Annotated in this window: 19 protein-coding genes and 2 tRNA genes; 14 read left to right on the top strand and 7 right to left on the bottom strand. The window is 69.6% G+C overall.

Going from position 1 to position 20,975, the window contains the following annotated elements:
* Nucleotides 1-39: 39 nt before the first annotated feature.
* The gene (locus tag HBH26_RS09305; protein ID WP_168134331.1) at nt 40-1,332 is read left to right on the top strand and encodes an FAD-dependent oxidoreductase; all 1,293 of its coding nucleotides are present in this window, start codon (nt 40-42) and stop codon (nt 1,330-1,332) included.
* Nucleotides 1,333-1,350: 18 nt separating this feature from the next.
* Here the strand turns inward: HBH26_RS09305 and HBH26_RS09300 are convergent.
* Nucleotides 1,351-1,427, bottom strand: a tRNA-Pro gene (locus HBH26_RS09300).
* Nucleotides 1,428-1,487: 60 nt separating this feature from the next.
* Nucleotides 1,488-2,156 (bottom strand): epoxyqueuosine reductase QueH, encoded by a 669-nt coding sequence (locus tag HBH26_RS09295; protein ID WP_168134330.1) that lies wholly within the window; start codon nt 2,154-2,156, stop codon nt 1,488-1,490.
* Between the two features lie 168 nt (nt 2,157-2,324).
* On the opposite strand from HBH26_RS09295, the gene dinB reads away from it, so the two are divergent.
* Nucleotides 2,325-3,398: a DNA polymerase IV gene (dinB, locus tag HBH26_RS09290; protein WP_168134329.1), complete on the top strand. Its 1,074-nt coding sequence runs from the start codon at nt 2,325-2,327 to the stop codon at nt 3,396-3,398.
* Between the two features lie 95 nt (nt 3,399-3,493).
* On the opposite strand, the gene HBH26_RS09285 is transcribed toward dinB, so the two are convergent.
* Complete coding sequence (locus tag HBH26_RS09285) at nt 3,494-4,252, bottom strand: competence/damage-inducible protein A (RefSeq protein WP_168134328.1); 759 nt, start codon at nt 4,250-4,252, stop codon at nt 3,494-3,496.
* A 50-nt stretch (nt 4,253-4,302) separates the two neighbouring features.
* Here HBH26_RS09285 and map point away from each other — a divergent pair, with 50 nt between their 5' ends.
* Together map and HBH26_RS09275 are read left to right on the top strand one after the other, a co-directional pair.
* Nucleotides 4,303-5,133 (top strand): type I methionyl aminopeptidase, encoded by an 831-nt coding sequence (gene map, locus HBH26_RS09280; RefSeq protein ID WP_168134327.1) that lies wholly within the window; start codon nt 4,303-4,305, stop codon nt 5,131-5,133.
* Nucleotides 5,134-5,168: 35 nt separating this feature from the next.
* Nucleotides 5,169-7,172 (top strand): serine hydrolase domain-containing protein, encoded by a 2,004-nt coding sequence (locus HBH26_RS09275; protein WP_209308454.1) that lies wholly within the window; start codon nt 5,169-5,171, stop codon nt 7,170-7,172.
* Nucleotides 7,173-7,214: 42 nt separating this feature from the next.
* On the opposite strand, the gene HBH26_RS09270 is transcribed toward HBH26_RS09275, so the two are convergent.
* Nucleotides 7,215-8,315, bottom strand: a complete 1,101-nt coding sequence (locus tag HBH26_RS09270) for a CAP domain-containing protein (RefSeq protein WP_168134326.1) — start codon at nt 8,313-8,315, stop codon at nt 7,215-7,217.
* 142 nt (nt 8,316-8,457) lie between these two features.
* On the opposite strand from HBH26_RS09270, the gene HBH26_RS09265 reads away from it, so the two are divergent.
* Complete coding sequence (locus HBH26_RS09265) at nt 8,458-10,659, top strand: PQQ-dependent dehydrogenase, methanol/ethanol family (protein ID WP_168134325.1); 2,202 nt, start codon at nt 8,458-8,460, stop codon at nt 10,657-10,659.
* A gap of 62 nt (nt 10,660-10,721) precedes the next feature.
* Here the strand turns inward: HBH26_RS09265 and HBH26_RS09260 are convergent, their stop codons facing one another.
* A complete protein-coding gene (locus HBH26_RS09260) occupies nt 10,722-11,009 on the bottom strand; it encodes a hypothetical protein (RefSeq protein WP_168134324.1) in 288 nt (95 codons plus the stop codon).
* A 287-nt stretch (nt 11,010-11,296) separates the two neighbouring features.
* On the opposite strand from HBH26_RS09260, the gene HBH26_RS09255 reads away from it, so the two are divergent.
* Both HBH26_RS09255 and glnA read left to right on the top strand, forming a co-directional pair.
* Nucleotides 11,297-11,635 (top strand): P-II family nitrogen regulator, encoded by a 339-nt coding sequence (locus tag HBH26_RS09255; protein WP_168134323.1) that lies wholly within the window; start codon nt 11,297-11,299, stop codon nt 11,633-11,635.
* 133 nt (nt 11,636-11,768) lie between these two features.
* Complete coding sequence (gene glnA / locus HBH26_RS09250; protein WP_168134322.1) at nt 11,769-13,181, top strand: type I glutamate--ammonia ligase; 1,413 nt, start codon at nt 11,769-11,771, stop codon at nt 13,179-13,181.
* A 257-nt stretch (nt 13,182-13,438) separates the two neighbouring features.
* Here glnA and HBH26_RS09245 read toward each other — a convergent pair whose 3' ends face one another.
* Nucleotides 13,439-13,876: a hypothetical protein gene (locus HBH26_RS09245; protein WP_239024693.1), complete on the bottom strand. Its 438-nt coding sequence runs from the start codon at nt 13,874-13,876 to the stop codon at nt 13,439-13,441.
* A 56-nt stretch (nt 13,877-13,932) separates the two neighbouring features.
* Here HBH26_RS09245 and HBH26_RS09240 point away from each other — a divergent pair, with 56 nt between their 5' ends.
* Genes HBH26_RS09240 through HBH26_RS09230 form a run of 3 tightly spaced genes read left to right on the top strand, consistent with a single transcriptional unit; the run spans nt 13,933 to nt 16,622 of the window.
* A complete protein-coding gene (locus tag HBH26_RS09240; RefSeq protein WP_168134321.1) occupies nt 13,933-15,273 on the top strand; it encodes a M20/M25/M40 family metallo-hydrolase in 1,341 nt (446 codons plus the stop codon).
* 34 nt (nt 15,274-15,307) lie between these two features.
* Complete coding sequence (locus tag HBH26_RS09235; RefSeq protein ID WP_168134320.1) at nt 15,308-15,925, top strand: flavodoxin family protein; 618 nt, start codon at nt 15,308-15,310, stop codon at nt 15,923-15,925.
* A gap of 49 nt (nt 15,926-15,974) precedes the next feature.
* Nucleotides 15,975-16,622, top strand: coding sequence for a TetR/AcrR family transcriptional regulator (locus HBH26_RS09230; protein WP_168134319.1), 648 nt, complete (start codon nt 15,975-15,977; stop codon nt 16,620-16,622).
* A gap of 217 nt (nt 16,623-16,839) precedes the next feature.
* On the opposite strand, the gene ettA is transcribed toward HBH26_RS09230, so the two are convergent.
* Nucleotides 16,840-18,519: an energy-dependent translational throttle protein EttA gene (ettA, locus tag HBH26_RS09225; protein ID WP_168134318.1), complete on the bottom strand. Its 1,680-nt coding sequence runs from the start codon at nt 18,517-18,519 to the stop codon at nt 16,840-16,842.
* Nucleotides 18,520-18,619: 100 nt separating this feature from the next.
* Here ettA and HBH26_RS09220 point away from each other — a divergent pair, with 100 nt between their 5' ends.
* The 4 genes from HBH26_RS09220 to HBH26_RS09205 all read left to right on the top strand — a co-directional run bounded on the left by HBH26_RS09220 (nt 18,620) and on the right by HBH26_RS09205 (nt 20,921).
* A complete protein-coding gene (locus HBH26_RS09220) occupies nt 18,620-20,050 on the top strand; it encodes a M20/M25/M40 family metallo-hydrolase (protein ID WP_168134317.1) in 1,431 nt (476 codons plus the stop codon).
* Nucleotides 20,051-20,196: 146 nt separating this feature from the next.
* The gene (locus tag HBH26_RS09215) at nt 20,197-20,445 is read left to right on the top strand and encodes a hypothetical protein (protein ID WP_168134316.1); all 249 of its coding nucleotides are present in this window, start codon (nt 20,197-20,199) and stop codon (nt 20,443-20,445) included.
* A gap of 33 nt (nt 20,446-20,478) precedes the next feature.
* Nucleotides 20,479-20,736 (top strand): hypothetical protein, encoded by a 258-nt coding sequence (locus HBH26_RS09210; protein ID WP_168134315.1) that lies wholly within the window; start codon nt 20,479-20,481, stop codon nt 20,734-20,736.
* 108 nt (nt 20,737-20,844) lie between these two features.
* Nucleotides 20,845-20,921, top strand: a tRNA-Pro gene (locus HBH26_RS09205).
* Nucleotides 20,922-20,975 lie beyond the last annotated feature (54 nt).

Raw genomic sequence — 20,975 nt, 5'->3', positions numbered from 1 at the left:
CCGGCTAGGGTCCGGCACGGACAGCGAGAGAGGAAGCGGATGCGGCACGTCGCGGTGATCGGCTCCGGCCCGGCGGGTTACTATACCGCGGAGGCGTTGCAGAAGCTGTTCGCAGACGACGTGCGCGTCGACATCGTCGATCGCCTGCCTGTCCCCTACGGCCTGATCCGCAGCGGGGTCGCACCCGACCACCAGTCGATCAAGGCGGTGTCGCGCCGCTACGAGGCGACCGCGCTCAGCGACAACGTCCGCTTCGTCGGCAACGTCGCGGTCGGGCGGGACGTGTCGATCGGCGAGCTGCTCTCGCTCTACGACGCGGTCGTGCTCGCCACCGGCGCACCGGCGGACCGACCGCTCGGCGTGCCGGGCGACGACCTGCCCGGCGTGGTCGGGTCCGCAGCCTTCGTCGGCTGGTACAACGGCCATCCCGATCATGCCGCGCTCCGCCCCCCGCTCGACGGTCCCGCCGTCGTCGTCGGCGCGGGCAACGTGGCGCTGGACGTCGCGCGCATCCTGGCGAAGACCGCGGAGGAGTTCGGCGGGTCGGACATCGTCGGCCACGCGCTCGACCACCTGGGCACCGGCACGCACGACCGGATCACGCTACTGGCGCGGCGCGGGCCGCACCAGATCGCGATGACGCCCAAGGAGCTGGGCGAGCTCGCCCATCTGTCGCGCGCGCGGGCCATGGTGGACGCCGCCGACCTGCCCGCCCCGGCGGCGGACGCGGCGCTCGATCCCGGCCAGCGCAAGTCGGTCGCCCATCTGCGCGCCTTTGCCGAAGCGGGCGAGGAGAAACCGGTGACGATCGCCTTCGACTTCTTCGCGCAGCCGGTCGCGATCGAGGGCGACGGCCGGGTCGAGCAGGTGATCGTCGAGCGCACCCGGCTGGACGCGGATGGCCGTGCGAGCGGGACCGGCGAGACCTACGCGATCCCCGCCACCCTGGTCGTCAGCTGCATCGGCTATCAGACCCCGCGGATCGAGGGCGTGCCCTATGATGCGAAGCTGGGGCGCTTCGCCAACAGCGAGGGACGGATCGCACCCGGCCTCTACGCGGTCGGCTGGGCACGGCGGGGACCGACCGGAACGATCGGCACCAACCGGCCCGACGGCTTCCTGATCGCGGACCATATCGCCGCGGACGTGGCGGACGGTTCGGGCAAGCCGGGCCGGGCGGGGCTGGATGCGCTGCTGGCGGAACGCGGGGTCGACGTCGTCACCTTCCGCGACTGGCAGGCGATCGAGAAGGCGGAAGTGGCCAATGCGCGCGACGGTGCCCCGCGCGAGAAGTTTACCGCGATCGAGGCGATGCTGGACGCGCGCAGATGACGGGGTGAAACACCGCAATGGTCGGGGCGATAGGATTCGAACCTACGACCCCTGGACCCCGAGACCAGTGCGCTACCAGACTGCGCCACGCCCCGACACATTGCGGAAGCGGAGCGCCTAGACGTCCGCCCCCCGGCCCGCAAGCCAAAAAACGGTCATTCGTCCGCTTTCGGCTTATCCTCGTAGAACAATTCGCCGATGCGGATTTCCTCCCGCCCCTGCGCGACGCGGTGGGCGTTGGTGTCGCGCAGCGAATAGACGCAGCCGCAATATTCCTGCTGGTAGAAGCGCTCCCGCTTGGAGATCTCGATCATGCGCGCGGCGCCGCCGCCCTTGCGCCAGTTGAACGTCCAGTAACGAATGCCGGGATAGTGCGCCGCCGCGCGCTCCCCGCAATCGTTGATCTGCGCCATGTTCTTCCAGCGCGAGATGCCGAGCGAGGAGGTGATGACGGGAAAGCCGTGCTCGTGCGCGTAGAGCGCCGTCCGCTCGAACCGCATGTCGAAGCACATGGTGCAGCGCGGGCCCCGCTCCGGCTCCCACTCCATTCCCTTGGCGCGCTTGAACCAATTGGCCGTATCGTAGTCGGCATCGACGAACGGCACGTCGTGCTCCCGCGCGAAGCGGATGTTCTCGTCCTTGCGCAGGAGATACTCTTCTTTGGGGTGGATGTTGGGATTGTAGAAGAAGATCGTATAGTCGATCCCGCTCGCCGTCATCGCCTCCATCACCTCGCCCGAGCAGGGCGCGCAGCAACTGTGGAGCAGCACCTTCTTCTCGCCCGCGGGGGGCACGAGGACGGGACGGACGAGTTCCTGTGTCATGCCGGCGCGCCTACCATATCCTCCCCGGTACGGGGAGGGGGACCGCGACGCGCGCAGCGGCGTGGTGGAGGGGGCGTGCCACGGCGTGCGGCGTATGCGGCCCACCCCTCCACCATGCTGCGCATGATCCCTCTCCCCGTGCCGGGGAGGATATTTATATAGCCCCTGGTGACCGGGAACTCGCGCAAGATCATCCACATCGACATGGACGCCTTCTACGCGTCGGTGGAGCAGCGCGACGATCCGGCGTTGCGCGGACGGCCGGTGGCGGTGGGCAGCGCGAGGGGGCGCGGGGTGGTGGCAGCGGCGAGCTACGAGGCGCGGGCGTTCGGGGTGCGCAGCGCCATGCCCTCGGTCACCGCGCTCCGCCGCTGCGCCGACCTCGTCTTCGTGCCCCCGCGCTTCGACGTGTATCGCGCGGTCAGCCGGCAGATCCACACAATCTTCGCCGACTACACCGACCTCATCGAGCCGCTGTCGCTCGACGAGGCGTACCTCGACGTGACCGAGGATCGCCGCGCGCTCGGCTCGGCGCGCGCCATCGCGGAGGAGATCCGCGCGCGCATCCGCGCGGACACCGCACTCACCGCCTCGGCAGGGGTCAGCTACAACAAGTTCGTCGCCAAGCTCGCCTCCGACCAGAACAAGCCCGACGGCGTGTGCGTCATCCCGCCCGCGAAAGGCGCCGCCTTCGTTCAGACCCTGCCGGTCAAGCGCTTCCACGGCGTCGGCCCCGTCACCGCGGCGAAGATGGCGCGGCTGGGCATCGAGAGCGGCGCCGACCTCGCGGCGCAGAGCATCGAGTTCCTGCGCGCACATTTCGGCAGCCACGCCGACTATCTCCACGGCGCCGCGCGCGGCATCGACGAGCGGCCGGTGCGCGCCGACCGGGAGGCCAAGTCGATCGGTGCCGAGCGCACGTTCGAGACCGATCTCGCCGCCGAGGCGGACCTTCGCGCCGCGCTGGAGCGGGTGGCCGACGCCGCCTGGGTACGGATCGAGCGGCACGCCGCGCGGGGCCGCACGGTGACGCTGAAGTTGCGCCACGCCGATTTCCGCACCCTCACCCGCGCGCGATCGACCGTGGAGGCGGTGACGACGCGGGAGATGCTGCTGGAAACGGGCTGGTCGCTGCTGCGCGCGGAACTGCCGGTGGAACGCGGCATCCGCCTCCTCGGCCTGACGCTGTCGGGCCTGGTCCGCGAGGAAGACGTCGCGCAGCCGACGTTGCCGTTCGGGTGAGGCCGGCGTAGCAGGACTGCCGTTCGCCCTGAGCCTGTCGAAGGGCCTGTCCGGACCACGTGCTTCGACAGGCTCAGCACGAACGGTGCGAGGAATTAGATGCCCCCGCCCGTCACCACGTGCCCCGCCCCCTCCAGCGCGCGCGTCAGATCGGCCAGGCAGCGGTCCACCAGCACCTCGTCCGGCGAGCGGACGACGAAATTGGCGCCGACGCGTCCTTCCCGGAAGAACGGGTAGCTGCCGATCGCCACGCCGGCGTGCGCCTTCTCCGCCTCCCGCAGGATGTCGGCCACCTCGCTCTCCGCCACCCAGCCGCCGATCGTCTTGCTGACCACCGGTCGCCCGCCCTCCAGCGTGCCGGTCAGCGCATCGAGCATGCCGGCCGTGATATGCGGCACGCCCGCCATGATGAAGATGTTGCCGATGCGGATACCCGGGGCACCGGACACGCGGTTCTCGATCAATTCCGCCCCCTCTGGCACGCGCGCCATGCGCAGCCGCGCCTGCGTTACGCCGCCGCGCGTCTCGTAGTAGCGGGTCAGCGTGGCGACCGCCTTGGGGTGATGCGTCACGCCGGTGCCCAGCGCGGCGGCAATCGCGTCCACGGTGATGTCGTCGTGCGTCGGGCCGATGCCGCCCGTGGTGAACAGATAGTCGTTGCGCGCACGCAGCGTGTTCACCGCCTCCACGATCGCCTCCTCCTGGTCGGCGACCACGCGCACCTCCGCCAGGCGGATGCCCTGCACGTTCAGCCACTGCGCGATCTGCGCCACGTTCTTGTCCTGCGTGCGCCCCGACAGGATCTCGTCGCCGATGACGACCAGCGCGGCGGTGAAGATGCGTTCCTCTGCCATCCCCGGGGCATAACCTCGCAAAGCGCCGCGCGTCACGCTATATCGCGGTCATGACCGATTACGTCACCGTCACTTCCGACGCGCCGCTGGGGCGCACCGGCGCGATCAAGCTGCACGGGCGCGAGGCCTTCGCGGGGATGCACAAGGCCGGGCGCCTGGCCGCCGAGACGCTCGACATGCTGGTGCCGCACATGGTGCCAGGCGTCACCACGGCGGAGATCGACCGGCTGATCTACGACTTCGTCGCCGCGAACGGCGGCACGCCGGCGACGCTGGGCTATCGCGGCTACACCCACTCCAGCTGCATCTCGATCAACCACGTCGTGTGCCACGGCATCCCCGGCGAGCGGCAACTGAAATCGGGCGAGATCGTGAACGTCGACGTGACGCCGATCGTCGACGGGTGGCACGGCGATTCCAGCCGCATGTACCTGATCGGCGACGTGCCGCTGAAGGCGCGGCGGCTGGTCGACGTGACCTACGAATGCTTGATGATCGGCATCGAGCAGGCGCGGCCCGGCAACACGATGGGCGACGTCGCCCACGCGATCCAGCGCCACGCGGAGGCGCATCGCTACGGCGTGGTGCGCGATTTCTGCGGGCATGGCCTGGGCCGTCTGTTCCACGACGCGCCGGAGGTCGTCCACGTCGGCCGGCCCGGCACCGGGCCGGAGCTGAAGCCGGGCATGATCTTCACGATCGAGCCGATGATCAACATCGGTCGGCCCGACGTGAAGCTGCTGGACGACGGCTGGACCGCCGTGACGCGCGACCGGTCGCTGTCGGCGCAGTTCGAGCATTCGATCGGCATCACCGAGGACGGGTGCGAGATCTTTACCACCTCGCCCGCGGGACTCGACAGGCCGCCCTACCCGGCATAGCGTCCGCCCCTCGATAACCGGGGGGATATCGCTTCATGACCGTTCGTCTGCTCGCGCCGCTGCTGCTCGTCACCACGGCCCTGTCGCCCATGCCCGCATGGGCGCAGCAACCCGCTGCTGCCGCCGCCGCCGACCAGGCGATCGCCACGCCGGGTGGCACCGGCTTCACCCTGCCCAAGGCATGGATCCGCGCGCAGGCGGGCGACACCGTCACCACCGTCTCCGCACCCGAGGGCGACCTGACGATCGCGATCGTCGACGTGGGCGCCGCCGCTGATGCGACCGCGGCCATGGCGGCGGCGTGGAAGGCGTGGCGTCCGGCCGAGGCGGTGCGCACGCCCAAGCTGGTCAGCCCGCGCGCCGCCAAGGACGGCTGGGACGAGCGCCCCGTCTTCTCCTACGAGACGTCGCCCAACGAGAAGCGCTTCATCCAGGGCGCGGCGATGCGCGCAGGCCAGCGCTGGACGGTGATGATCGCCGACGGGAGCGAGGCGACGTTTGAGAAGCGCGGCGCCGCGGCGGCGCTGGTGTCGCAGAGCCTTTGCCCGGCCGGCTACGCCAAGGAGAGCTTCGCCGGCCGGACCGCCAGGCCGCTCGACGCCGCGCGGATCGCGCAGCTGCGCGCCTTCGTCGAGACGTCGATGAAGGAGCTGGGCGTCCCCGGCGCCTCCTTCGCGCTGACCGACGGCAAGCGGACCTTCTATTCGACGGGCCTGGGCGTGCGCGAGTTGGGTGATCCCACGCCGGTAGACGCCGATACCCAGTTCATGATCGCCAGCAATACCAAGGGCATGGCGACGCTGCTGCTGGCGCGGCTGGTGGACGAGCGAAAGCTCGGCTGGGAGCAGCCCGTGACGCAGGTCTATCCGCAATTCCGCCTCGGCAGCGCGGAGACGACGTCGAGGGTGCTGGTCAAGCATCTGGTCTGCGCGTGCACCGGCCTGCCGCGCAAGGACTTCATCTGGTTGTTCAACACGCTGCCGACCACCCCTGCCTCGGACACGTTCGCGCAGCTGGCCGACACGCAGCCGACCAGCGGCTTCGGCGAGGTGTTCCAGTACAACAACCTGATGGCATCCGCCGCGGGCTATGTCGGCGGGCACCTCGTCCACCCGCAATGGGAGCTGGGGCGCGCCTTCGACGCGGCGATGCAGGAGAAGGTGTTCCGCCCGCTCGGCATGACTGCGACCTACTTCGATTTCGACCAGGCGATGAAGCGCAACTGGGCGCGCCCCCACGGCGACGCGATCGACGGCCGGCCGGTCGCTTCCGTCGCAAACGCAATGCTGCTGAACCGCGCGGTCTTCCCGTTCCGCCCCGCCGGCGGCGCGTGGTCCAGCGCCAACGACCTCATCAAGTACGTCCGCTTCGAGCTGAACGAGGGGAAGACCGACGACGGGCGGCAATGGGTCAGCACGAAGAACCTGCTCCAGCGGCGCATCCCCAACGTGCCGACCGGGGAGGATGAATTCTACGGCATGGGGCTGGAGACGGAGAAGATGGGCGGGGTGGAGGTGGTCCACCACGGTGGCAGCATGGGCGGGTACAAGAGCGACATCATGCTCGTTCCCGCCGCCGGCGTCGGCGCGGTGCTGCTGACCAATGCCGACAACGGGCGCGCGCTGCTACGCCCCTTCGCGCGGCGGTTGATGGAACTGCTCTACGGTGGGCGGGCGGAGGCGGCGGGCGACGTCAGGGCCTCCGCCGCGCGCTACGCCGGCGAGATCGAGGCGGAACGCAAGCGGCTGACGATCCCGGCGGATCCGGCCGCGGTGGCGAAGCTGGCATCGGCCTACGCCAGTCCGGAACTCGGCGGCTTCACCGTGGAACGCGGCGGGAAGACCGGCGTGACCTTCGACTTCCCCACGCTGGGCAAGGTGCCGATGGCCTCGCGCCGGAACGACGACGGCACGCTGTCGTTCGTCACGCTGGAGCCGACCTTCCTCGGCTTCCCCATGGTCGTGGACGACAAGGACGGAAAGCGTGCGCTGGTCGTGCGCGACAGCCAGCACGAATACCGGTTCGAGGGGCGGCCGTAGCGCGGCGTCGGGCTTTCCCGGCGCCCCCGACATGGCGTTCCCCTACGGCACGATCCGGAAGGTGTAGTCATAGGTGCGCGCGGCGCCGGCGACCCGCACGTTGGCGATCGTCACCGCGTAGCGCACGTTGCTCTGCAGTCCGGCGAGCTTCCACTGCAGGTTGTTCGGAATGCCGTAGCCGACGTTGTCGAACGACACCTCGCTGACCGCCAGCGCGGTGCCGCCGGGATCGCGCACGGTGATCGTCGCATTGGCGAAGCTGACGTTTCCGTTCGCGCCGCGGCTGGCCGTGCTGGAGATGGCGGAGAAGGACAGCAGGGCGCGCGTGTCGAACCAGCGCGCCGGATAGTCCCCCTGCGGATAGGCGACAAAGGCCGGCACCGTGGACGGCGCGGGCACGCCGCCCGTGAAGTTGAACACCTTCAGCGTCGCCGCGTCGGTCCGCTTGCCGTCGGCCAGCACCTGCGCGACGCGGCCGTAGGCGATCTTGCCGAGGAACGGGTCCAGCATCCAGCGGCGGTGCCCGACGTTGTTGGCGATCAGGTTGTTCACCTCGGTCATCCAGCCGCCGATGAAGTCGTCCTCGGTCGACCAGACGAGGAAGGGCGAGATCGTGCCGCCGTAGAGGTTGCCCGTGCTCGACCCGTCGTAGCCGGTCTGCGACCAGCACTTCCACGTGGAGGGGGGCGTGTGCTCCAGCGCGCCGTTCGCCGCCATCATCAGCGACGACTGCATCATCTGCGCGTCGTCGGCCTCGTTGTACGTCACCGGGGCGAGACCGTGGAGTGCGCGCAGCGCGTTCATGCGCAGCAGCACGTCATCCTTGACTGCCTGCGCCAGCGTTCCCGTGCGGCAGCCGGGCACGTCGGGCGCGCTGGTATAGAGCGCCGCCGCACCCGCAGCCCAGCTCGCCGGGCGCGGCGGGGCCGGTGGCACCACGACGCTGGTGGGCGTGGGTGCGGACGTAGGGCTGGGCGACGGCGCGGGCACGCTGGCGGTCGGCGACGGGCTGGGCGCGGGCGCCGGCGCGACGACGATCGGCGTCGAAGAGCTGCCGTCCCCGCCCCCCTCCCCGCCGCAGCCGGTCAGCAGCAGCGGAAAGGCCAGCGCCGCATGGGTCAGGCGCTGCCTGATGATACGCATGTCGATCGATTCCTCCGTCCCCGGATACCGCCGTAGCCCGCGCAAACTTAACATCGCGCTACACCCTTCCCATCGTTCGGCTTTCGCGCCACCATCGTGCGAACGACCGGCGACGCCGGCACCAAGCGGGAGGGGAACGGGGATGCGCAGGGCCTATCGATCGGCGTGGACGGCCGCCCTGGTGCTGTCCGCGTGCAGCGGCGGCGAGCCGGCACGCGACCGCGTGGCGACATCAGGCGTCGACAAGGTGGACGGCGCGCTGCTGGCCAGCGGCGGCAACGGCCGCGACTGGGCGATGACCGGCTTCGACTATAGCGAGGACCGCTTCTCGCCGCTGACGCAGGTGAACGCGGGGAACGTGGCGAAGCTGGGCCTCGCCTGGTTCGCCGACATGCCCGACGCGCGCGGTCAGGAAGCGACGCCGGTCGTGGTCGACGGCAAGCTGTTCGTCACCGGACCCTGGTCGAAGGTGTTCGCCTTCGACGCGGCCACGGGCGCGCCGTTGTGGACCTTCGATCCCGGCGTGTCGAAGGACAAGGGCGTCCAGGCGTGCTGCGACGTCGTCAACCGCGGCGTGGCGGCGTGGAAGGGGCGGCTGTACGTCGGCACCATCGACGGCCGGCTGATCGCGCTGGACGCCGCCACGGGCAAGCCCGACTGGTCGGTGCAGACCACGGACAATAGCAAGCCATACACGATCACCGGCGTCCCGCGCGTGGTGAAGGACATGGTCGTGATCGGCAACGGCGGCGCGGAATTCGGCGTGCGCGGCTACGTCACCGCGTATGACGCCGCCACCGGCGCGAAGAAGTGGCGCTTCTACACCGTGCCCAACCCCACCGGCGCGAAGGACGGCGAGGCGAGCGACGCCGCCATGGCGAAGGTCGCGCCCACCTGGTCGAAGAACGGCCAGTGGAAGCAGTCGGGCGGCGGCGGGACGGTGTGGGATTCGATCGTCTACGACGCGGAGCTCGACCAATTGTACCTCGGCGTCGGCAACGGCAGCCCGTGGAACCATGGCCTGCGCAGCGAGGGACAGGGCGACAACCTCTTCCTCTCCTCCGTCGTCGCGCTGAAGCCGGAGACGGGCGCGTACCTGTGGCATTATCAGGAGACGCCGGGCGAGACGTGGGACTTCACCGCGACGCAGCCGATCGCGCTCGCCACGCTGACGATCGGCGGCAAGCCGCGAAAGGTGCTGATGCAGGCGCCGAAGAACGGCTTCTTCTACGTCGTCGACCGTACCGACGGAAAGCTCGTCAACGCCGGCCAGTTCATCCCCGGCGTGAACTGGGCCAGCGGCTACGACATGAAGACGGGGCGGCCGATCGAGAACCCGGCGGCGCGCTTCTACAAGACCGGCAAGCCGTTCCTGGCGATGCCGAGCGCGATCGCCGCGCACAACTGGCAGCCGATGGCCTTCTCCCGCCAGACCGGCCTCGCCTATATCCCGGCGCAATCGGTTGGTTCGGCCTACCTCAATCCCTCCTCCCCTCTCGACGCGGCGAAGCCGATCGGCTTCAACGTCGGCCAGGATCTCGGCAACGCCATGTACCCGCGCGACGCCGCGGTGGTGAAGGCCGCGACCGCGGGCGCGACGGGCGCGCTGGTGGCGTGGGATCCGGTAGCGAACAAGCCCCGCTGGACGGTGCCGCATCCCACGCCATGGAACGGCGGCACGATGGCGACGGCGGGCAACCTCGTCTTCCAGGGCACGGCGCTGGGCGAGTTCCGCGCCTATGCCGCCGACACGGGCAGGCAGCTGTTCGCCTATCCGGTCGGCACCGGGGTGATGGCGGGCGCGGCGACGTACATGGTGGGCGATACGCAATATGTCGCGGTGCTCGCCGGACGCGGTGGCGCGCTGCCGCTGTCGATCGGCTATGCCATCGGCAAGGCACGCGACGTGCCCAATCGCCCGCGGTTACTGGTGTTCAAGCTGAACGGCACCGCGCGCCTGCCCGACGTGGCCGCGGAACCGGCAGCGCCGCCGCCGCCGCTGCCCGACCGGCGCGGCACGCCGCAGCAGGTGGCGGACGGACGGCTGCTGTTCGGCCGCTACTGCCAGGTCTGCCACGGCGCCAGCGCGGGCGGCGGCGGGGTGCTGCCCGATCTTCAGCGCTCGGGCGTGCTTGCCGACGCGGACACGTGGAAGTCGGTGCTGATCGACGGCGTGCTCAAGGACCAGGGAATGGTCAGCTTCGCGAAGGTGATGAGCCCTGCGCAGGCGGAAGCGGTGCGGCTCTACGTCATCGACGAGGCGGCGTGGGCGCGGGCCAATCTGACGGACCCGTCTCCGGCGCCGAAACCGGAAGCAGGGCCGCGGAGAACCGGCGTTCGGTGAGCCCGCGCCGGCGCCGGGATGCAATCAGGCGGGGGGTCAGGTTTCAGTTGCCTCGGGCGAGATCAATACCCCGCCTGCCGACACATCCGTCCGAGTTGCGCAACCTTCGGATGCCGCGAGCTGTATTGCTTGCGATACACCGGCAGGTACTGGACGCAGATTTTCTCGACCGTTCTGGGGTCGCGCGGTCGCGACTTCCCGGCCCGCGCACGTTCAGACTGCGTCACGTGATCCTGCGACAGCGTTCCGGTTAACTGCCCCATGTCGAACACCCCGTCCTGTGCCGACGCGGTCACGGGCATCAGCGCGGCGGCGCAAGCCGCGAGCGCGGGGAAGGCGATACGGGACATGGCAGCTCCATTCGACGACGGGCACTTGCGCCGCCATCGATGCCAACGGCGTCCCAGAACCTTCGATCCCTGCCGGTCGCCAGATCGGGTATACCGGGCACCTCGCTTGCGTGGACCGCGACAGCGAACTGCCCATTTTCGTGGCAGTGGTCCGGCAATGCCCGTTCCGTGGGCACGATCCACGCCTCCGATGCGGCCTGCTGCCGCCTTGCCCTTCGCGCGCGCGACTGGCACGGTCGGTGCAAGGTCGTCAGCGGGGCGACGATGTCGGGTGGGGCGGAGCACGCGTGAAGAAGATCGAGGCGATCATCAAGCCGTTCAAGCTGGACGAGGTGAAGGAGGCGCTGCACGAGATCGGCGTGTCCGGCATCACCGTGACCGAGGCGAAGGGCTTCGGTCGGCAGAAGGGCCATACCGAACTCTATCGCGGCGCCGAATATGTCGTCGATTTCCTGCCGAAGGTGAAGCTGGAGGTGGTGGTCGAGGACGGACTCGCCGAGCGCGTGGTGGAGGCGGTCGCCGCCGCCGCGCAGACCGGCCGCATCGGCGACGGCAAGATCTTCGTCCTTCCCGTCGAGACCGCGCTTCGCATCCGCACCGGCGAGCGCGGCGACGACGCGATCTGATCCCATTTTTCCCCTCCCGCCGGCGGGAGGGGTCGGGGGTGGGCCTGGCCGCGGTCGTCGCGGTCGCGGCACTCCCCTCCCCTAACCCCTCCCGCCAGCGGGACGGGAAACGCGAACGAGGAAAGACTTCGACATGGCGAACACGGCCGCAGACGTTCTGAGCAAGATCAAGGACGAGGAGATCGAGTGGGTCGACCTGCGCTTCACCGATCCCAAGGGGAAGTGGCAGCATCTGACGATGGTCGCCTCGGTGATGGGCGAGGACGAGTGGACCGACGGCCTGATGTTCGACGGCAGCTCGATCGAGGGCTGGAAGGCGATCAACGAGAGCGACATGATCCTGAAGCCGGATCTGGACGCGGTCTACACCGATCCCTTCTCCGCCACGCCGATGCTGATCGTGTTCTGCGACATCGTCGAGCCGTCGACCGGCGAGGGCTACAGCCGCGACCCGCGCACCACGGCGAAGCGCGCGGAGGCCTATGTCGCCTCGACCGGCATCGGCGACACCGTCTATGTCGGGCCGGAAGCCGAGTTCTTCATGTTCGACAACGTGCAGTTCGACACGAACTACGCCGAATCCTACTTCAAGATCGACGACATCGAACTGCCGACCAACACCGGTCGCGAGTATGAGGGCGGGAACCTCGCCCATCGCCCGCGCGCCAAGGGCGGCTATTTCCCCGTCGCCCCCGTCGACAGCGCGGTCGACATCCGCGGCGAGATGGTCTCGACCATGCTCGAGATGGGTCTGCCCTGCGACAAGCACCACCACGAGGTGGCGGCGGCGCAGCACGAGCTGGGCCTCACCTTCGGCACGCTGACGACCACCGCCGACCGGATGCAGATCTACAAGTACGTCGTGCACCAGGTCGCGCACGCCTACGGCAAGTCGGCGACGTTCATGCCGAAGCCGATCAAGGAGGACAATGGATCGGGAATGCACACGCACTTCTCGATCTGGCAGGGCAAGGAGCCGCTGTTCGCCGGCAACGGCTATGCCGGCCTCAGCGAGACGTGCCTGTTCTTCATCGGCGGCATCATCAAGCATGCCAAGGCGATCAACGCCTTCACCAATCCGACGACGAACAGCTACAAGCGGCTGGTGCCCGGGTACGAGGCACCGGTGCTGCTCGCCTACTCGGCGCGCAACCGTTCGGCCTCCTGCCGCATCCCCTATGGCACCGGTCCGAAGAGCAAGCGCGTGGAAGTGCGCTTCCCTGACGCGATGGCGAACCCCTATCTCGCCTATGCCGCGCTGCTGATGGCGGGCCTGGACGGCATCCAGAACCGCATCCACCCCGGCGAGGCGATGGACAAGAACCTGTACGACCTGCCGCCCGCCGAGCTGGCCGAGGTGCCGACCGTCTGCGCGTCCCTGCGCGAGGCGCTCGACTCGCTGACCGCGGATCACGACTTCCTCTTGAAGGGCGACGTGTTCACGAAGGACCAGATCGAGGCGTACGTCGAGCTGAAGTGGTCCGAGGTCGCGCGCTGGGAGATGACGCCGAGCCCGGTCGAGTACGACATGTACTACAGCGCCTGAGCGGCACGCGGGCAGCGGTGCTGCCCGCGAGACCGCGAAGGCCGGCCGACCTTGCGAAGCGAGGATCGACGACGCAGCGTTGCCGCGTCGTCTGGCCGGATATCTCCATTCGTACCGCGCGAAACCGAGGCGCTGTCCTTCCCGTGCCGCCGGTCACCTACCGGTCGGAAAGGAGAGCGCTTCGACTTCGCTCGTCGCGAACGGAGTTTGGGCGTTACGCCGGCAAGTCTGCCCCGGCAAAGACCCGCTCCCTCACCTCACATATAGCTCATCGGATCGGGCGTCGGCAGGTTGCACGCCCGCCGGTTGCCGGCGTCGCAGGCGGCGACCTGGGCGCGCCAGTCGGCCATCGCCTTCGCGTAGGCGCGCTCCTGCCGGGCATAGGCGCGCACGTCGCGGCGGTGCTGGCGCAGCATGTCGCGATAGGCGGCGATGTCGGCCTCGTAGCGTGCCTCGTTGGCGGCGTTGCCGCGCACCGTCGGCGCCGCGATCGTGCGCGCCTGCGCCAGCGACAGGTCGTTCGCCTCCTGCACCTCCGGCCGTTCCGCCTCGTTGATCGCGCGCGTGCGCGGCTGGTCCTTGTCGTAGCCGCGGTCCTGCGCCAGCGGCGCGCGCGGGGCGGCGGGATCGTTGCCCTGCGCCGCCAGCGGCGCGGCAAACATCAGGATCGCCATGGCGGCGACGGCTTTACGCATGTTACTCTCCATCGTTGCCGTGCGACAATCCGCCGGCCGAAGGGGGAGTTCCACGCATGACGTTCCGCGCGCCCGCGCTCGCCAACGGCACCCGGCCGATCCTCGCCGCCCTGGCGACCGTGCTCTCGCTCGACGCCGCACCCGCCGGCGCCGCGCCCACCGCCGCCGAGCGTCGCATGAAGACGACCGTCGATGCGGAGGTCGCGCGCCACGAGGCGCTGTTGCAGAAGCTGGTGGAGCAGAATTCGGGCACGCTGAACCTGGCGGGCGTGAAGGCGGTGGCGGACATGCTGGTGCCGGAATTCGCGCAGCTCGGCTTCGCCACGCGCTGGGTCGACATGCGCGCGACGGGGCGCGCCGGCCATCTGATCGCGACGCACAAGGGCGACGGGCGCGGCAAGCGGCTGCTGCTGATCGGCCATCTCGACACCGTGTTCGAGCCGGACAGCCCGTTCCAGAAGTGGAAACGCGAGGGAGACGAAGCGGAGGGTCCGGGCGCTAGCGACATGAAGGGCGGTGACGTGGTCATCGTGGCGGCATTGCGCGCGATGAAGGCGGCCGGCACGCTGGCGAAGGCGGACATCACCGTCGTCCTGGTCGGCGACGAGGAGCGGTCGGGCGAGCCGGCGTCGCTCGCCCGCGCCGATCTCGTGGCGGCGGCGAAGGAAGCGGACGTCGCGCTGGAGTTCGAGGCGCTGGTGACGTCGGAGGATCGCGACTTCGGCACGGTGGCGCGGCGCGGGTCGATCAGCTGGGAGGTGAAGACGACCGGCAAGACCGGCCATTCCAGCATCGTCTTCGGGCCGCCGGGTTACGGCGCGATCTACGAGGTCGCGCGGATCGCCGACGCCTTTCGCCGGGAGCTGACCGAACCGTCGCTCACATACAACATCGGTCTGATGGTCGGCGGCACCCCGGCTGCGCTGGACGCCGATGGCGTGCGCGCGACGGCCAGCGGCAAGCCCAACATCATCGCCGCGGAAGCGGTGATGCGCGGCGATCTGCGCGCGCTGTCGCCGCAGCAGGCCGATCGCGTCCAGGCGAAGATGCGCGCGATCGTCGCGCAGCATCTGCCGGGCACCGGCGCCACGATCACCTTCAACGATGCGCTGCCGCCGATGGCGCCCGATCCGCGCAACGACGCGTTGCTCGCCGCCTTGAACCGCGTGAACGCGGACCTGGGTCTGCCGCAGATGGCGCCCTGGGACCCGGCGAAGCGCGGGGCCTCCGACGCGGGCTGGGTGTCGCCGCACGTCGCCGTGCTGGCGGGGCTGGGCGCGGCGGGCGGAGGCAGCCATGCCGAGGGCGAGTGGGTCGACCTCACCAGCCTGCCGCGCCAGGCCCTGCGCGCCGCCGTGCTGATGAGCCGCTTGTCCGCGGAACCGCGCCCGCGCTGAAACGCTCGGTCTTTCCCCAGGTTAGGAGATGACCATGCCGCTGACGGCGATCGCGCTGAATTGTTCGCTCAAGGCCGACGCCACCGAGCCATCCTCGACCGACGCGATGCTGCGCGTGGTCTCCGATTCGTTCGCACAGGCGGGCGTCACCGTCTCCGATCCGGTCCGGGTCGCCGCGCTGAACATCCTACCCGGCGTGACGAGCGACGAGGGGCCGGGCGACGACTGGCCGGACCTGCGCCGCCGCATCCTCGACCACGACATCCTGATCCTGGGCGGTCCGATCTGGATGGGGCAGATGGGCAGCGTCGCCAAGCGCGTGCTGGAGCGCATGGACGCCTTCCTCTCCGAGACCGACGACGAAGGGCGGATGCCGAGCTACGGCAAGGTCGCCGTCACCGCGATCGTCGGCAACGAGGACGGCGCGCACGTCTCCTCCGCGCAGGCGTTTCAGTGCCTCAACGACGTGGGCTGGACGATCCCGCCGGTCGGCGCGGTCTACTGGGTCGGCGAGGCCTATGGCTCGACCGACTTCAAGGACCTGGACGAGACGCCGGAGAAGGTGGTGAAAACCGCCGCGATGCTGGCCACCAACGCCGCGCACCTAGCCCGGCTCTTGAAGGAGTCGCCGATCCCCGGCGCGGGCGGGTGACGCGCGCCCTTGCGGTGGGGCGATCCATGGTGGATGGTCCGTCGCCACGATGACGGCGGCCCCTTCCTCTCCCGCGCGCGGCGGCACCCGCGACGAGCTGAAGCGCGCCGCCCGCCGCCTGTTCGCCGAGCGCGGCATCGCCGCGGTGGGGATGCGCGAGGTGGTGGAGACCGCGGGCCAGCGCAACGCGGCCGCGGTCCATTATTATTTCGGCACCAAGGACGACCTTCTGCGCGAGCTGCTGATCGACGGCGCCGACCTGATCGACGCCCGCCGCCGCGCCCTGTTCGACGCCGCCGAGGCGGCGGGCGAGCCGGACCTGCGCGCGGTGGTGGAGGCCAACGTCATGCCCTGCATCGACCTGGGCGGCGACACCGGCGAGGGCGAGACGTACTTCCGCTTCATCGTGAACGTGCAGAACGAACGCCGCGCGCTGTTCAGCGCCACGGTGCCGGAGCATTCACCGGGCTATGCGCGCTACCTGGCGCACGTCCACCGGCTGCTCGCGCCGCTGCCGGCGGCGACGGTGAACCAGCGGCTGCTGTTCGCCGGTCTGGCGCTGCAGACGCTGGTCGCCGCGCGCGAGGCGGCGCTGGACCGCAGCGACACCGGCGACCACCATTTCTGGAGCCGGCCGGAGGCGCTGACCGGCATCGTCGACGCCGTGGAAGCGATCCTGACCAGCCCGGCGGGCTAAGAGCCGGTCCCGCCCATCCCGGAGGCTTCCCCGACGTAAGCCGGCACACGACAGGAGCGGTTCCGACCGGGCGGATCAGAAATCCGGCTACCGCCCTCCCCCGCGTCACCCCGGACTTGTCCGGGGATCCATGGTGCCGTCCAGACTTCGACCGAAGGTCTGCGGCGCAGTGGACGCCGGGACAAGCCCGGCATGACGTGGCCCCTTGACGCGAGGATCAGCGCGTCAGCTTCTTGTACGCCAGTCGCGTCGGGCGATCCGCGGCATCGCCCAGTCGCCGGCGCTTGTCCTCCTCGTACGATTCGAAATTGCCTTCGAACCATTCGACGTGGCTGTCGCCCTCGAACGCCAGGATGTGCGTGCACAGGCGATCGAGGAAGAAGCGATCGTGGCTGATGACCACCGCGCAACCGGCGAAGCTCTCCAGCGCTTCCTCCAGGGCCCGCAGCGTCTCGACGTCCAGGTCGTTGGTCGGCTCGTCCAGCAGCAGGACGTTGCCGCCCTCCTTCAGCATCTTCGCGATGTGGACGCGGTTGCGCTCACCGCCGGAGAGCTGGCCCACCTTCTTCTGCTGGTCCTGCCCCTTGAAGTTGAAGGCGCCGACATAGGCGCGCGTGCCCAGTTCCTGCTTGCCGAAGCGGAAGATGTCGAGCCCGTCGGACACCTCCTCCCAGACGTTCTTGTTCGGATCGAGGTGGTCGCGTGACTGGTCGACGTAGCCAAGCTTCACCGTCTGCCCGACCTCGATCGAGCCGCCATCGGGCTGCTCCTGCCCGGTGATGAGCTTGAACAGCGTCGACTTGCCCGCGCCGTTCGGCCCGATCACGCCCACGATGCCGCCCGGCGGCAGCATGAAGTCCAGGTTCTCGAACAGCAATTTGTCGCCGTACGCCTTGGTCAGCCCCTTGGCCTCGATCACCTTGCCGCCGAGACGCTCGGGAATCTGGATCAGGATCTGCGCCTTGCCCACGGCGCGGTTCTCCTGGTTCTTCACCAGTTCGTCGAACGCGCGGATACGCGCCTTGGATTTGGTCTGTCGGGCCTTGGGCGTCTGGCGCATCCAGGCCAGCTCGTCGGCGATCGCCTTCTGCTTGCCCGCTTCCTCGCGCTCCTCCTGCTCCAGCCGCTTGGCCTTCTTCTCCAGATAGCCCGAATAGTTGCTTTCGTACGTGTAGTAGCGCCCGCGATCGAGCTCGAGCACCCAGTTCACGACATTGTCGAGGAAGTAGCGGTCGTGGGTGACGAGGATGACGTTGCCCGCATATTCCTTCAGAAAGTTCTCCAGCCACCCCACGCTCTCGGCGTCGAGGTGGTTGGTCGGCTCGTCCAGCAGCAGGATGTCCGGCTTCTCCAGCAAGAGCCGCACCAGCGCCACGCGGCGCTTCTCGCCGCCGGAGAGGTTGGTGACGGGCGAATCGGACGGCGGGCAGCGCAGCGCCTCCATCGCCTGTTCCAGCTGCGAATCGAGGCTCCAGCCGTCGGCGGCGTCGATCTCGCCCTGCAGCTCGCCCATCTCCGCCATCAGCGCGTCGAAGTCGGTGTCGTCCTTGGGATCGCCCATTTCCGCGGAAATGGCGTTGAAGCGGTCGATCTTCTCGACGATCGGCCCGGCCCCCAGCCGCACGTTCTCGATCACGCTCTTCGTCTCGTCCAGCTGCGGCTCCTGCGGCAGGTAACCGACGCGCACGCCCTCGGCCGCCCATGCCTCGCCGACGAAATCCTGGTCGATCCCGCCCATGATCTTCATCAGCGTCGACTTGCCCGACCCGTTGGGGCCGATAATCGCGATCTTCGCACCCGGCAGGAATTGCAGGTGGATGTTGTTCAGCACGGGCTTGTTCGCGCCCGGGAAGGTCTTCGTGAGACCCTTCATGACGTAGGTATACTGGACGGCCATCTGGCGCGCTCGCTCCGTATCGAAGATGCTGGAATGCGGCTCGCATGTAGGGGCGGACGGCGGCGTTGGCAAACCTGACGCGCCGCGATACGCAGGCGGCATGAACCGCTTGATCCTGGCCGCTTCCCTCCCCTTGCTGACCTGGGCGCTCGCCGCGCCCGCCGCCTCGCAGCAGACCCCGGCCTCGCAGCGCCGCGGCGTCCCCGCCGCGCCGCCTGCGGTGGATCCGCGCGTGGCCGCGCTGCGCGACGCGGCACTGGCGGACGACGTGGCCTACGACATCGTCGAGGGGCTGACGACGGAGGTCGGCGCGCGCCTTGCGGGGACGCCGGCGGAGGCGCGGGCGCGCGAGTGGAGCGTGCGCAAGCTGAAGGCGCTGGGCTTCCGCAACGTGCGGATCGAGACATATCGGATGCCCACGTGGGTGCGCGGCGACGAGAAGGGCGAGATCCTCCTTCCCTTCGCGCACCGGCTGACGCTGGCCGCGCTCGGCAATTCGGCGGCGACCCCCGCCGCCGGGCTGGAGGCCGAGGTCGTCGTCTTCCCCACGTACGGCGACCTGGCGCGCGCGCCCGACGGCAGCCTGAAGGGCAAGATCGCCTATGTCGGCAACACGATGGCGCCTACGCAGGACGGGTCGAGCTATGGTGCGGCGGGCCCGGCGCGCTTCGCCGGGCCGGGCGTGGCGGCGGCCAAGGGAGCTGCGGCGATCGTGATCCGCTCGATCGGCACGGACGAGCATCGCCTGCCGCACACCGGCGTCACGAACTTCCCCGCGGGCGTCGCGCCGATCCCGGCCGCCGCGCTCGCCGCGCCCGATGCCGCGCTGCTGGAGCGGGTGGCGGGGCGCGGCAAGCCGGTGCGGATGCGCTTGCTGCTCACCCCGCGGCAGATCGGCGAACAGGAGGGCGGCAACGTGATCGCCGAGGTGCCGGGGACGGACGCGGGTGCGGGCATTGTGCTGATCGGCGGGCACCTCGACAGCTGGGACCTCGGCACCGGCGCGATCGACGACGCGAGCGGCGTCGCCATCACCGCCGCGGCGGCGAAGCGCATCCTCGATTCCGGCCGCCGCCCGCGCCGCACCATCCGGGTCGTCTGGTTCGGCGCGGAGGAAGTGGGCGGCTTCGGCGGCGACGACTACGCGCGGCGGCACGGCGACGAGCGGCACGTCGTCGCGGCGGAAAGCGACTTTGGCGCCGATCGCGTCTGGCGGGTGGAGACGAGCCTGCCCGACAGCGCGAAGGCGGTGGGCGACCGCCTGGCCGGCGCGCTCGCCCCGCTCGGCATCGTGCGCGGCACGGGGAAGGCGGGCGACGGGGCGGACATCGCGCCGATCGTCGCGCGGGGCGTGGCGGGCGTGGACCTGAACCAGTCGGGCCTGCGCTACTTCGACGTCCACCACACGCCCGACGACACGCTGGAGCGGGTCGACAAGGAGCAGTTGCGCCAGAACGTGGCGGCGTGGACGGCCATGCTGGCGATCGTCGCCGACGCGCCGGAAACGATCGGTCCCGTGCCGCGGCCCTAGTCGCCTGCCTGGTCACCCCGCTGTCACCTTCATGCGATAACCTGTGTCGATTGGCGGTTGACCTACGGAATCGGTAGGGTATTCGAAGCGTTCGCGACGGCGCTGGGGTCGGGCGCGAGTTTTGTGATGCTTGGGAGCATTCGAAAATGAAGAAGATCCTGCTCGTTGCCGCCGCCGCCGGCCTCATGTCGGTCGCCGCCTGCTCGAAGACCGAGACGCCGGTCGAGAACAACGCGGAGATGGTTGCGGACAACCTCGAGACGCTGGCCGACAACGTCGCCGACACCTCGAACACCACCGCCAACCCGTTCGCCGAGGACAACGCCGAGGCGGTTGCCGAGAACATCGACGCCGCGGCCGACAACGTCCGCGACGCCGCTGACAACGCGCAGTAATCGCCAGCGCCGATCGATTTCGGGCGTGACGTCGTGAAGACGCTTCTTCTCGCCGCCACCGCCGGGCTGCTCGCCACCGCGTGCAGCCCGGAACCCGAGACATCGGTGCGCGACGACGCCGAACAGATGGCCGCCGCGCTGGAAGCGAAGGCGGACAATCTGGAGGCGCTGGCCGACAGCAATGCCAACGCCGACGCGGCGGCTCTGCTGGAAGGGGCGGCCGACAACCTCGAATCGCAGGCGGACGCGGTCCGCGACGCGAACGAGGCGGACGGCAACGCCGCCCGCTGAAGGCCTCCGCGCCCCCGGCGCGGCCTGTTTCGAAGGGGACGCACCCGTCGCGGGCGCGTCCCCTTTTTATTGCGTCGCGCGGTCCGCGCGCCTAATCGGTGCCCGCGTCGGGGAGTGGCGCAGTCTGGTAGCGCGCCTGCTTTGGGAGCAGGATGTCGCAGGTTCGAATCCTGTCTCCCCGACCACTTTAGCTCCAAGCTATTGGAAATCTGCCTTTTAGCGTTTGCCAAGGCCCGGGC

It is taken from the genome of Sphingomonas corticis (assembly GCF_012035195.1).
Taxonomy (GTDB): domain Bacteria; phylum Pseudomonadota; class Alphaproteobacteria; order Sphingomonadales; family Sphingomonadaceae; genus Sphingomonas; species Sphingomonas corticis.
Note: the sequence above shows the minus strand (reverse complement) of the source record. Positions and strands in the feature narration are given on the sequence as shown.

What these genes read in the sequence shown, in the direction of transcription:
- HBH26_RS09305 (WP_168134331.1), top strand. Translation starts at nt 40, where the DNA reads ATGCGGCACGTCGCGGTGATCGGCTCCGGCCCGGCGGGTTACTATACC.
- HBH26_RS09295 (WP_168134330.1), bottom strand. Translation starts at nt 2,156, where the DNA reads ATGACACAGGAACTCGTCCGTCCCGTCCTCGTGCCCCCCGCGGGCGAG.
- HBH26_RS09285 (WP_168134328.1), bottom strand. Translation starts at nt 4,252, where the DNA reads ATGGCAGAGGAACGCATCTTCACCGCCGCGCTGGTCGTCATCGGCGAC.
- map (WP_168134327.1), top strand. Translation starts at nt 4,303, where the DNA reads ATGACCGATTACGTCACCGTCACTTCCGACGCGCCGCTGGGGCGCACC.
- HBH26_RS09275 (WP_209308454.1), top strand. Translation starts at nt 5,169, where the DNA reads ATGACCGTTCGTCTGCTCGCGCCGCTGCTGCTCGTCACCACGGCCCTG.
- HBH26_RS09270 (WP_168134326.1), bottom strand. Translation starts at nt 8,315, where the DNA reads ATGCGTATCATCAGGCAGCGCCTGACCCATGCGGCGCTGGCCTTTCCG.
- HBH26_RS09265 (WP_168134325.1), top strand. Translation starts at nt 8,458, where the DNA reads ATGCGCAGGGCCTATCGATCGGCGTGGACGGCCGCCCTGGTGCTGTCC.
- HBH26_RS09260 (WP_168134324.1), bottom strand. Translation starts at nt 11,009, where the DNA reads ATGTCCCGTATCGCCTTCCCCGCGCTCGCGGCTTGCGCCGCCGCGCTG.
- glnA (WP_168134322.1), top strand. Translation starts at nt 11,769, where the DNA reads ATGGCGAACACGGCCGCAGACGTTCTGAGCAAGATCAAGGACGAGGAG.
- HBH26_RS09245 (WP_239024693.1), bottom strand. Translation starts at nt 13,876, where the DNA reads ATGCGTAAAGCCGTCGCCGCCATGGCGATCCTGATGTTTGCCGCGCCG.
- HBH26_RS09240 (WP_168134321.1), top strand. Translation starts at nt 13,933, where the DNA reads ATGACGTTCCGCGCGCCCGCGCTCGCCAACGGCACCCGGCCGATCCTC.
- HBH26_RS09235 (WP_168134320.1), top strand. Translation starts at nt 15,308, where the DNA reads ATGCCGCTGACGGCGATCGCGCTGAATTGTTCGCTCAAGGCCGACGCC.
- HBH26_RS09230 (WP_168134319.1), top strand. Translation starts at nt 15,975, where the DNA reads ATGACGGCGGCCCCTTCCTCTCCCGCGCGCGGCGGCACCCGCGACGAG.
- ettA (WP_168134318.1), bottom strand. Translation starts at nt 18,519, where the DNA reads ATGGCCGTCCAGTATACCTACGTCATGAAGGGTCTCACGAAGACCTTC.
- HBH26_RS09220 (WP_168134317.1), top strand. Translation starts at nt 18,620, where the DNA reads ATGAACCGCTTGATCCTGGCCGCTTCCCTCCCCTTGCTGACCTGGGCG.
- HBH26_RS09215 (WP_168134316.1), top strand. Translation starts at nt 20,197, where the DNA reads ATGAAGAAGATCCTGCTCGTTGCCGCCGCCGCCGGCCTCATGTCGGTC.